The 11,908-nt window shown below is 46.0% G+C and carries 8 protein-coding genes; 4 read left to right on the forward strand and 4 right to left on the reverse strand.

Translation table 11 applies throughout. The features are described 5' to 3' along the window. Both M2R47_RS08535 and M2R47_RS08540 read right to left on the reverse strand, forming a co-directional pair. The coding region (locus M2R47_RS08535) for an ESPR-type extended signal peptide-containing protein (RefSeq protein WP_283162949.1) at positions 1-5,682 on the reverse strand (5,682 nt) is incomplete at its 3' end. A gap of 659 nt (positions 5,683-6,341) precedes the next feature. After that, positions 6,342-6,545 (reverse strand): hypothetical protein, encoded by a 204-nt coding sequence (locus M2R47_RS08540; RefSeq protein ID WP_249101900.1) that lies wholly within the window; start codon positions 6,543-6,545, stop codon positions 6,342-6,344. A 439-nt stretch (positions 6,546-6,984) separates the two neighbouring features. Here M2R47_RS08540 and ccoG point away from each other — a divergent pair, with 439 nt between their 5' ends. The 4 genes from ccoG (at position 6,985) to M2R47_RS08560 (ending at position 10,080) form a co-directional block, all read left to right on the forward strand. After that, positions 6,985-8,343: a cytochrome c oxidase accessory protein CcoG gene (ccoG, locus tag M2R47_RS08545; protein ID WP_249101925.1), complete on the forward strand. Its 1,359-nt coding sequence runs from the start codon at positions 6,985-6,987 to the stop codon at positions 8,341-8,343. Positions 8,344-8,642: 299 nt separating this feature from the next. Then, positions 8,643-8,846: a hypothetical protein gene (locus tag M2R47_RS08550; RefSeq protein ID WP_249101943.1), complete on the forward strand. Its 204-nt coding sequence runs from the start codon at positions 8,643-8,645 to the stop codon at positions 8,844-8,846. Continuing rightward, positions 8,843-9,262 (forward strand): hypothetical protein, encoded by a 420-nt coding sequence (locus M2R47_RS08555; RefSeq protein ID WP_249101904.1) that lies wholly within the window; start codon positions 8,843-8,845, stop codon positions 9,260-9,262. The genes M2R47_RS08550 and M2R47_RS08555 overlap by 4 nt, the downstream gene beginning before the upstream one ends. Positions 9,263-9,456: 194 nt before the next feature. Continuing rightward, the gene (locus M2R47_RS08560; RefSeq protein WP_249101919.1) at positions 9,457-10,080 is read left to right on the forward strand and encodes a FixH family protein; all 624 of its coding nucleotides are present in this window, start codon (positions 9,457-9,459) and stop codon (positions 10,078-10,080) included. Positions 10,081-10,138: 58 nt separating this feature from the next. Here M2R47_RS08560 and M2R47_RS08565 read toward each other — a convergent pair whose 3' ends face one another. Both M2R47_RS08565 and M2R47_RS08570 read right to left on the reverse strand, forming a co-directional pair. Then, positions 10,139-11,131, reverse strand: a complete 993-nt coding sequence (locus M2R47_RS08565; RefSeq protein ID WP_249101923.1) for a LysR family transcriptional regulator — start codon at positions 11,129-11,131, stop codon at positions 10,139-10,141. A gap of 41 nt (positions 11,132-11,172) precedes the next feature. Further along, the gene (locus tag M2R47_RS08570) at positions 11,173-11,670 is read right to left on the reverse strand and encodes a L,D-transpeptidase (RefSeq protein ID WP_283162950.1); all 498 of its coding nucleotides are present in this window, start codon (positions 11,668-11,670) and stop codon (positions 11,173-11,175) included. Positions 11,671-11,908: the final 238 nt, after the last annotated feature.

The following is an 11,908-nucleotide window of genomic DNA, read 5'->3' on the forward strand; positions in this document are numbered from 1 at the left end:
ACCAACTTTGATGCCTTGATCTTCAGCAAATTGCAGGCTATTTAAGCCTTTAACATCAGGGTTTAGAGCGACTTCGATGGTATTGTTATCAGCATCAATTCTAGTAGTGATGTTGCTGACATCGCCGGTCTTACCACCCTTGATACCTACCGTACTATCTGCGAATGTCTTAGCAAAATCTTTGCTGATTGCTGCAGTATTTTCACCATCTTGTGGCTTAGAAATGTCTTCATCAGCAAAATATTTGGTTGCTGAATCTTTCAACTGCTTGACATTAACAGCGTCGTTATCATTCACGCCCTCTTTTAGGTTGGCGATTGTTACTGGACCATTCTGATCATCCGTCAGCTTGATGGTACTTCTGTTACCGTTATCACCTTGGATTTTTGGACCTCCATCACCAAACTGAACACTACTAAAGGTCACATCATCTTTGGTGGATACTGTGACTTTGCCTTGCTCTTGCTTAAGCTTGATGTTTTTGCCAGCGTCGATGGTAACAGTCTCGCCTGTTTTGATGAGCTGGTCTGTTGTACCAGTTGCTTCACCACCTTCTGATTGAGAGTGAGTGAGTTTAAAGCCGGATTCGTTGATGGCTTTGGCAATATCACCAGCAGTAACTAAAGCGTTTTCATCACCACCATTTGGTGCGTCAACCTTACCAGTACCTTGGTTTGGCGTTAGGGTTGTGGTCTTAGCTGCGACTTTACCGTCAGGTGTGATTTGAACGGTTGAGCCGTCAACATCAACTTTTAGACCCTGATTACCTTCAGTAGTGATACCACCTTGCGGTTTGATTTTGACTTTAAGCTGCTTGTTACCATTATCACCTGCAACTTCTAGTGTATTCGGATCGATATTAAGGTTTAAACCCTCATTACTTACAGTCAATGGGTTTTTAACACCATTAGTATCTGGTTTTAGCTTAATACCGATACCCTGATCAGTTACCTGAATACCCTTAGACTCATCTGGATTGACAGTAAGTTGGTTACCTTCAACTTTAACACCTTTATTGTCAACATTGACAGACACACCATTTTGATCAACGGTCAATGCGCCATCATCAGCTTTTGGCTTAACTTTCACGCCATCAGCGCCAACTTCGATACCATGACCAGCTTTCACAGCAATGTCGATACCATCTTTAGCAGCATTCACAGAAGTTTCAATGCCGGCATTTTGCTTACCATTGATTTTTAAGCTATCGCCAAGATTGCGACTGACTTTTTTGTCATCTTCTGTCGTACCACCATTATTGCCCTTATCCGCTTCAAATAAGCGTGGCTTGGCTTGCAGTTGCTTTTTGCCATTTGCATCTGCGATGGTGAATTGATCACCAACATTGATGTTTAGACCATCATTACCAACATTTAATGGACCAGCTGGGTCAACTTTGATAGAAACACCGTCTTGATCAACTGTTACACCACCGTTTTCTTTTGGCTTGACGCTGACGCCATTGTTGTCAACAGTGATGCCATGATGTGGCTTAACCGCTAACTTTCTCTCACCGTTATTGGCAGGCTGAGTTGGATTGAATTGCAAGCCTCCATTGTCGTCAATATTAACGCCAATGCCTTGTGCATCAACAGTGATGCCTTTAGCAAGATCTGGCTTAGCAGATACGCCATTTTGATCTACAGTGATGCCGTGATGTGGTTTGACACCAATGCCTTTGCCATCATTACCACCGTTAGGATCAAACTCTAGACCTTTGTTTGGAGTTAAGTTAACAGCAACTTTACCGTCATTAAACTTAACGCCGGCCTCTTTATCGATCTTAACAGCAACACCCTCAGGGCCGACTTCAACACCTTTCGTGCCGTCAGGTTTAACTTCAAGCGTTAGACCATTGGAGGCTATATCAGTTCTCGTGACTATACCGCCGTTTTCTTTACCTTTCACAGGGAAGCGATCGCCAAGCTTGACAGGTACCGAACCACCTTCATTAGCTTCTACGGTGATTGGCAAGCCAGCTAATGCTTTAAGTTGTGCGACATTCACCGCATCAGTATCGGCAGAACCTGCAGCGACATTGATGATTTGGCGAGTGTTACCATCATTACCTACCGATACCGCACCTTGATTGCCTTTGACGGTTTCGGTGATGGCGGTATTTAATGCGTTCGTCTCCGGATGATCAACTTTGACATTTTCGGTCAGCGGTGAATAAACTTGATTTTGGTCTTTGTTTGGCTCACGACTAACTGTTTTTGCACCAGCATTAATCGCCTCACGATCCGCCTTAGACTCAGAGCCTAGAGCGACACCGCCAGTTGCGGTTGCCTTGGCATTGACACCAGCTGTGACAGACTTATCACCTGTTGCACCGGCTTTTTCGTCGACTTTGCCTTTGTTGGTATCTGCTTCGCCAGGACCTTGGGTACCTTCTCCAGTATTGACATGGACATACATGTCTTTATTGTCGCCTGGATCACCTTTTTCACCACGCGGACCTGTATCGCCCTTAGGACCTTGTTCGCCTGGATCGCCTTTTTCACCGCGTTCACCTTTAGGGCCTGTTTCGCCTTGTGGACCACGCTCACCAGTTTCACCCTTGTCGCCACGAGGACCTTGAGGGCCTGTTGGACCGGCTGGGCCAGCTGGGCCTGTTTCGCCACGATCGCCTTTGGCACCTGGAGCACCATCACGACCTGCAGGACCTTGTTCACCACGCTCACCGCGTTGGCCAGGAGCACCCGGATCGCCTTTTTCACCGCGAGGACCGGCAGGACCAGCTGGGCCTGTTTCGCCACGATCGCCTTTGGCACCTGGAGCACCATCACGACCTGCAGGACCTTGTTCACCACGCTCACCGCGTTGGCCAGGAGCACCCGGATCGCCTTTTTCACCGCGAGGACCGGCTGGACCGGCTGGGCCAGTTTCGCCACGGTCGCCTTTGGCACCTGGGGCACCATCCTGACCTGCTGGACCTCTTTCGCCACGAGCACCGGCTGGACCAGCAGGACCCATTGGACCTTGAGCACCAGCTTCACCATCTTTACCTGGGGCACCGTCAGCACCTTTAGGACCGGCAGGACCAGTTTCACCTCTTGGACCAGCTGGGCCTGCTGGACCTCTTTCGCCTGGTAGACCTTGCTCACCGCGTTCACCGGCTGGACCTGGAGGGCCTTGTGGGCCAGTTTCACCATTCTTGCCGGCAGGGCCTTGTGGGCCAGGCTGTCCAGTCGGACCTGCTGGGCCTGTAGGTCCTGGAGGACCTGCATCACCTTTAGGGCCAGGTACACCTGCACCACCAGCTCCACCACCTTGACCTGGAGGACCTTGTTCACCTTGTGGCCCTGGAGGTCCCATAGGACCGGCTGGACCACGAGGACCGGCTGGACCTACTGCACCTGCTGGTCCTGGAGGACCTTGCTCACCGCGTTCACCTGGGGCACCATTTTCACCACGGTCGCCTTTGGCACCTGGGGCACCATCACGGCCGTTGCGGATTTCTAGTTCCTCTGTTCTACCATCAGGTTTTTTGATGATTAGTTTATAGCCATTATCTGTATCCTGCTTGGTAATTTCGGTACCTTTAATGGTGACTTTTCTTGTACCGCTATCATTCTGACCAGTTACAGTAATCCCTTGTTCACCAACAAAGTTGACGGTATCACCCCATTTAACCAAACCTTCACCATCGCCAACTGGTTGATTATTAGCCTGCAACTTCCACCCACCAGTATCGATGATATGATACAGCTGGCTACCGTTGATGGCGTCGGTACTTTGTGCTGTAATTAGTCCAGCACCCACGCCTTGGATGCGACGAGTTTGGGTATCATTACCAACGGAAACAACGCCAACTGGGGTATGGCCGGCAAAAGCATCTCCGTTATTGCCGTAACTCACGCCATTAATCATGGCTGCCGGAACCTTTGTTGCACCAGCAGATGAGTTATTTGCAATATAACCTGAACTACCGCCCAAAAATACCGAATTGGCGTGTGTTTTTGTAACAGCAGAGCCTAATACAAAAACATTTGCATTTTCGATATTGTTATTCGCACCAATAGAGACACTATTTTGAGCACGATCACCCACCGTCGATCTATCACCAATACTAACACTGCTATGGCCTTGAGCCTTAGCATTCACGCCAGCTGCAATCGACTTAGTACCAGTCGCACCGCCTTTCTCGTCCGCTTTACCCTTGTTGGTCTCTGCATCTCCTGGCTGTTGACCGCCATCACCAGTATTGACATGGACATAAGTATCTCTGTCGACACCGCCTTGAGCTGGTTTAGGTATTAGTTTTAACTTCTTCTGACCACCATTGTCCTCAACTGTGAAATCACCTTCATCAAAGTTGAATTTCAGACCACCTGCACCGACAGAAATCGGATTGTTATCAGGGTCATCAATTTTAACAGCAATATCAACACCGTCATTAGTATCATTAACGCTGGTCTCAATGCCTTTGCCTGCTTTACCTTTGATTGATAAAGGAGCGGTGCCATCTTTTTGCAGATTATTAGTGATTTTTTGTCCATCACCAGCATCGGTCGTGACTGTTAGAGCTTGATCGTTTGGCTGTTTTTTAACACTCAGTTTTTTGTTACGGCCATCTCCGGTGAGCTCCAAGGTATCACCATCAATATTTAAGTTGATACCTTTTTCACCAACTGTTAAAGGACCATCTTCATCAAGCTTGACAGAAATTTCAATGGCATCTTTATCGCCATTCGTATTCGTAATGATTCCAGCAGCACCATCACTAGCACCGATAATTTTCAGCTTTTGCCCAAGCTTACGATCAATAACCTTATCCCCGTCGGTATTAAAGTTATCTTTATTTGCTTCAAATTGTAGTGGATCTAGTTCACCAGGGCCTTGTTCAGCAAGCTTTTTGACTGCTTCTGCAACAGCAAATAACTGAGAGCCGTTAATCGCATCAGTAGATGTGTCAGAGATGGTACCTGCTGCGACATTTTGGATTTGGCGGTATTGATAGTCTGATGACATTTCGGTATCGTCAGCCCAGTGCTCACCTCTCTGTATAAGTCTACTTCCAGGACCCTGCGACATGGTAGGTTTTTTTATACGATCTCCAATTTTAGTCGCTTCGACTGGAACACCAGAACCTACTGATAGTACGGTACTATGTTCATTTGGTTTTCCCGCAAATTGATAAACTTGACCTCCGATCTCAATCTGAAGTGCATTCTCCCCTTTATTAATGTTGCCAACAGTAGAGTAAGCACCCAAAGCAACGCTACCTTTTTGACGATTATTAATCTTGGCACCAGCACCCAGCACTGTAGCAAATGGGGTTGTTGTAATTCTAGTACCACCGCCCACGGCAACGCTCCGATGGCTAGGATTTGTTTTATTAGGCAGGCTATCTGCAACACCTTCATCGATAATCGCTGCACCTTCAGGGCCTGCAGTGTCGCTGGTAGCACCAAGCACAACGGAAGAATAGTTGCCTGATGAAGCAGTATTCTGCTGAACTGTTTTAGCAGCCATCGCACTGTTGGTCAATGTCATACCAATAGACATCGCCAGTACGGATAAAGACAGCTTGGTCAGACCATGAGTGTTCGACCCTGTGGTCGGCTTGGTAACGCTACCTACCACACCTGAGGATTTGGTCTGCGACTTGGCAAACTCAGCCACCGCTTGATAGGTGCCTGTCGCCTTGTTGTAGACAATTTTATATATACTGTTCATACACAATACCTTTATTTTATAAACGAGATTTACAGCCTGACAGAGCCAACTGTAAAGAGTGATTCATTGATACAAGCATCTTAAACACAGCATCAGATGATGTTTGGCAGTTTTTATGGTCAGATTTGAAAAAAATAACCAAAAAACAGCGGAAAAATACATCAAAAACCACTCCATTGCTTACTGCCAGAGCAATAAACAATGGGGTAGTTTTTAAGCTGTAATTTATGCGATGCGATGCGATGCGATGCGATGCGATGCGATGCGATGCGATGCGATGCGATGCGATGCGATGCAGTATGAATCTTATGAATGGCACTGTCAATACCTTAATACATGTTCTTCTATTTTATCACAAGACAATCGTGAGGGTTAAGATAAATTGTTATCCTAATGTAACAATCTATGTTTTACTTTTTTGATGGACTTTTGAGTGCACTGTTTTGGTGGTTTAGGAGTGAATCTTTGGGTGCTGTTTTTGACTGACGAAGCGTCGCCAAGCTGATGTCTTTGACAAAAGGCATTGATGATCATGGTATTCGTCCGCACGATGGCTATTGACACTTTACCATTTAGCTTAAATGTCATTCGACACAACAAAAAAACAACGGCACTTGACTAAGCACCGCTGTTTTTTAAAAATTTAACACATGCTCGTATTAGCGACCTTGTGATTTCCAGTGTTTGGCAACACATTCATTAGGTGCTGTGATACGCTTACCATCTTTTGTTACATATGGCACTGGATCATACTCACGAGTACACCATCCAGATCTATCAGGAGTGATTGCTGATGCACTTGAAATTGCTAACATGCTTGCAACAGCTCCTAAGGCTACAGATGCAAAAATGGATTTTTTCATAACATTACTCCTTGTTTTGTTAATAAAAAAATTAAACGATCGTGAATGATCGGAGCTTTTTTAAGGCTCGACTCATTATTACAACTTTATCGTCATGTTGTCAAGCTTTTTTTTGATATTTTTTTGACTTAATCATTTCTTTTGCGGTTCATCAAAGACAAATAAGACCTTGCCTAATCATCAGCAAGATTGCTATGAATAACATCATGAATGATGATATAATAACACAGCTACCGAACGATGGCCCAAACGAATGATCGCAGTAGCTGTCATCGGTCAATATTTTTTTCCTGCCAGCCATACTAGGTGCCCTATGTCAGACTCACAACAACCACCCAAAGTGCCAGCAGATGAGGCCAATCCTACGCCCAAGCCAGCACCACAGCGACCCAAAAAACAGCGTCCACCACCAGAGAAACTCATTCCGCATTCTAAGGACATGGACGCCACCAAGCATCGTGTCCACCCACGCTTTGCCAAGGGCAAATATCAGACCATTCGCCTCATCTCGATGTATGCGATATTTGTGGGGTTTTTGGTCGCTCCTTGGCTGCGCTGGGACGGTCGGCAGGCGATACTGCTTGATGTGATTGAGCCGAAGTTTTATATCTTTGGGGCGACTTTCATGCCTCAGGATTTTTATTTTTTTGCATTCATTTTCATCATCGCTGCCATGCTTTTATTCATGGTAACGGTGTATGCTGGGCGTGTGTGGTGTGGCTATGCCTGCCCACAGACCATCTATGTGCATCTGTATCAGCACATCGAAAAATGGATCATCGGCGAACGCAATCAACGCATCAAATTTGACCAAGCACCTTGGCATCTCAAAAAAATCCTAAAAACCCTAGCCGTGCATCTGACATGGGGCATCATCTCCGCCATCACCGCCTTGACCTTCATCGCCTTCATCGTGGGGGTGGACGCTCTGTTTTTTAATGGGCATTCGCTGTTTTTCATGGGTTGGGGTAAGATGACTTGGGTGTTTTTCTTGTTGATTACCTTTGTTACGCAGACCAATGCTGGCTACATGCGTGAGCACATGTGCGTGCATCTGTGTCCTTATGGCCGCTTTCAGTCGGTGATGTTTGACAAAGACACGCTGCTCGTCTCCTACGACTATGAACGAGGTGAGCCTCGTGGTGCACGCAAAAAAGGCACTCACCCAGAAGGCTATGGCGACTGCGTGGATTGTAGCATGTGCGTGCAGGTCTGCCCAACTGGCATCGACATTCGTGATGGCCTGCAAGTAGAATGTATCCAATGTGCTGCCTGCATCGATGCTTGTAATGAAATCATGGATAAGGTCGGCTACCCTCGTGGGCTGATACGCTACACCACCGAACGCCAAATGGTCGAAAAACAAAAGACCAAAATCATCAGCCCTCGCATATTCGCTTACACATTCGTTTTGGTCGCCCTGTTCACAGCAGCGACGCTGGTGGCAACGGGTCGTGCACCGCTTGAGCTTGAGATTCGTCATGATCGTAAGGAGCTTAGCACCGTTCGCCATGAAAAAGTAGAGAACAGTTATGTCCTAAAAATCGTCAACAAGACCAACGAACGCCAAGTGTATCGAGTGCGTCTGGAGGGCGACCATCCTGGCATGACTTTGCGTCCACGATTTGACAGACTGCCACTACAGGCCAATGAACCATATGATCTGCCTGTCAGCATCATCGGCGATGTCGCTGTCATCAAAACAGGCTCAACACCCATCACCATCACTGTGTATAGTGAAGATGGCAAATACAGTGCCAGTGCTGAAGATAATTTTATCTATGAACCAAAAAAATGACCGACGCAGCCGCCCTTTTGGGCGGTTTTTTATTGAATGATTTTTAATGATACTTGATAACAAATGTTGTCATTTATGATGGATAGGGATATAATAAGTTACTGGTCTTGATTGCATTGTCTGCTTGGTTTGCTTACTTGGTCATATTTGGCTTGCCAGCATGCCCATCGGCATCATTATTGGTGTCATTACCGTGCTGTTTTTACAAAGAAAACACATTGAGCCACCAAGCAATGAGTAAAGTCCGAATTCACTTAGCGTGTGGACTTTTTTGTTTAATAAATAAAGGATGTATTGTGATGAATGCAAAAAAGTCAAAAACCCCTGTTCTCGTCCCCAAGCGCGAACGCATTGTTTCTGCTCAACATTATCTTCAAGAAGTCGCCAAACATCAAGATAACATCAAAGAAGTGGAATTCATACCACCAAAGCTGGGCAGTCGCAGCTTTGGATCATTCCGTGTGCGTTATGATACGCCCGTACTTTTTCCAGAAGGTGCATGATGGGTCAAAACCGACATCATTCAGACAAGCCCAATGAACAACAATTGGTACGAGTTGTTAGGGATTTGGTAGAAAGCCAAAAACAAACCCATCAACTACAACAACAAGAGCTTGAGCTTGAGCGAGAAAAAATCCGCTCTAATGAAAAAATCGCCTTGACAAGCATAGAAGCCCAAAAAGGCGTAAGAACTGCTCAAATAAGCCTATTTTCCAAAATACACAAAACAAGACACATCCTGTTCGGCATCATTGCATTTTTGGTTGCGGTGGTTTTGGTGGTCGCCATGAAGACAAACAACACCGCATTGGCATCAGAGATGGTGAAGATTGGCGGTGCGGTATTGCTTGGTTATGTTGCAGGGGTCAATAGGGGCAAAGCCTCCACCTTAGAAAAACAAAGACGAGATGATGAATGATGCTCCATGAACAATGCCAGTTTCATGTCATCCAAGTTTACTAACAGCTTGATTTTTCAGCCCATTTACCCAGCACCATTCCAAAAAAACCAAATCAGCAAGATGTGAGTTGAAAGTCATCAAACGCACTTGGCATGACTTAATGCCCAAACTGTGCTACAATACGCCCAAATATAGCCACACGACATCACGCCATGACCAACCCCTCCCCCCAAAAAGAACCTTGGTATAAAAACCCATTCATGACCATCTTTGTGGTCGGATTGCCTGCGTTGGTCGTGGTGGTGTGTGTGTTTTTTATTGTGTGGTCGATTCGCATTCAAGACAGTACGGTGCGTGATGATTGGTACATGGACGGTAAAACGCTTTATCAAGATGCCACTCGTGATCAGCTGGCACATGATTTGGGCGTATCTGGGGTGATGCGGTTTGATGGTGATTTGGTGCAGTTTGAACTTAGGTACCCCAAAGACACACTAAGCACTGGCAAGCTACGAGATGGCACACCTTTAACCTACCCAAAATCACTCACCGTCTCCATCTCTCACGCCACCGACAGCAATAAAGATAGGGACTTCATCATCAAGCATGCAGATGGTAATCTTTATACTGGTCAAGTGCATTTGGACAGCAGCACCGCCAAGTACTATCTACAGGTCAGTAATGACGGCATTCATAACTGGCGACTTCGCCACAGCCAAAAACTGCCTGCCAAAAATGCCGTATTCACCCCCCTACCAAGCTTCGATGATGATGCTTTAATACTGCCTGATCAAAGGCACAAACGCATCAATTCATCAACCCAACCACCAAAATAAGATGGCTGCGTAAAGCCAGCATTCAAACCGACACCCACCCAAACGCCCAAAAGACGCATCATAAAAATGCAGGCGAAGACTTACCCAAGTACAGTTGTTTCTTTTCTTCTGCAATGACTTGGCGTGCCACATGCAAGATGAGCTGTCTCAACCATCGATGTGCTGGATGGTGTTGCAACAATGGCGACCATGCCATCGTCAGTTCAAATTCAGGAATGAAAAATGGTGGTTCTTTGACGATGATTTGTGGATTGTTGTAAGCTTGTAGCTGTGCGACACGAGTCGGCAATGTCGCAATCAAGTCCTTATTGGCGGTAAGCATTGCTGGCATCTGATAATGGCGAGTAAAGACACTGATTTGGCGTTTTTGCCCAAGGCGTTGCAGTGCTTGATCGATGGCACCCAGACCACCTGACTTTTCAGGATTGACCCCAAATCCCACCCCCATGCCTGTCTTTGACACCCAAACATGTTGTGCTTTTAGGTAGTTTTTAAGATTGAATCGCTCCACATAGGGGCTGTCCGCTGACAACAGGCAGCTAAAAGTATCACGCCAGACCAGCACTTGATGAAAACTTTGAGGAATCTCATTAAAGCGGTTGATTGCCAAATCCACACGCCCCTGCTCCATGTCTCGATAGGACACATCCGATGGCGTCAAAAAATCCAAAATCACATTCGGTGCTTCCGACCGCAAGGCTTTCACCAATTTTGGCACCAGTGTCGCTTCAGCATAATCGCTTGTCATGATGCGAAACATTCTAGAAGTGCTGTAAGGACGAAATTCAGTGCGTGGTTCAAGCAGTGTGCCAATATCAGCGAGTATTTCACGAATGCGAGGTTGTAATTCAGCCGCCCTTTCTGTCGGCGTCATGCCTTCACTAGAGCGTATGAGCAATGGATCATTAAATAAAGTACGCAAGCGACGCAAAATATTGCTCATGGCAGGCTGCGTGATGCCCAGCTGTTCGGCAGCACGAGTTACATTTTTTTCACGCAATAACACATCTAGATATACCAACAGATTCAGGTCGACTTTTTGTAGATTCACAGTTTACTCCATATTCAAGGTGGCGGTGATGCCCAAACACATCAGACGATCAGTACAGGCGTGCCTTCATTGACCATCTCATAAAGCAGTACAATATCATCATTACGCATACGCACACAGCCATGCGATCTTGGCACCCCCATCGGCTCTGTATCTGGCGTGCCGTGAATATAGATGTAGCGACTCAAGCTATCACACACCCCATCGGCATTGTTACCTTTATTCACACCCATCTCACAACCATCCAGCCACAAAATACGACTCAAAATCCAGTCTCTATCAGGATTGCTAAGTCCCAACTGCTCATCATAGATTTCCCCTGTGAATACCCGTCCGACAAAGACAGCATTTTTAGGGCAGTCGCCCCCGATTTTTTGGGCAATTTGATGATGACCTAATGGCGTACAGCCTGTATTTTCAAGCTGACCTGTGCCATTTTTAGCAGTAGATATCTCAAAAACATGAATCACCCCATCGCCATCAAAAACACTCATGCACTGCGTGGAAGTATCCACCAAAAGATGTATGTTTGCCATCATTCACCCTATCAATCACAATCATCACATTAAAAAATGATGGGTATTTTATAAAATACCTGTTCAATAGTCTAACAGTTTTTTTTAAAAAACCCTTAACCACCTCTAAAAAAATTTACTCAACCAACTCACCCATCACATAAAAAAACACCCCAAAAGCCATCAGTCTTTTAGGGTGCGGTTTGATGTTAACGCATCACAGTGAATCAGTGTGATTGATTTTCTACAATCCCATAACCAT

The sequence above is a fragment of the Moraxella oculi genome, from assembly GCF_023336735.1.
Classification (GTDB): Bacteria; Pseudomonadota; Gammaproteobacteria; order Pseudomonadales; family Moraxellaceae; genus Moraxella; species Moraxella oculi.

Excerpts from the sequence above, each read along its gene's own strand:
- M2R47_RS08560 (WP_249101919.1), top strand. The coding sequence starts at position 9,457 with ATGACCAACCCCTCCCCCCAAAAAGAACCTTGGTATAAAAACCCATTC.
- M2R47_RS08550 (WP_249101943.1), top strand. The coding sequence starts at position 8,643 with ATGAATGCAAAAAAGTCAAAAACCCCTGTTCTCGTCCCCAAGCGCGAA.
- M2R47_RS08540 (WP_249101900.1), bottom strand. The coding sequence starts at position 6,545 with ATGAAAAAATCCATTTTTGCATCTGTAGCCTTAGGAGCTGTTGCAAGC.
- ccoG (WP_249101925.1), top strand. The coding sequence starts at position 6,985 with ATGGACGCCACCAAGCATCGTGTCCACCCACGCTTTGCCAAGGGCAAA.
- M2R47_RS08555 (WP_249101904.1), top strand. The coding sequence starts at position 8,843 with ATGATGGGTCAAAACCGACATCATTCAGACAAGCCCAATGAACAACAA.
- M2R47_RS08570 (WP_283162950.1), bottom strand. The coding sequence starts at position 11,670 with ATGATGGCAAACATACATCTTTTGGTGGATACTTCCACGCAGTGCATG.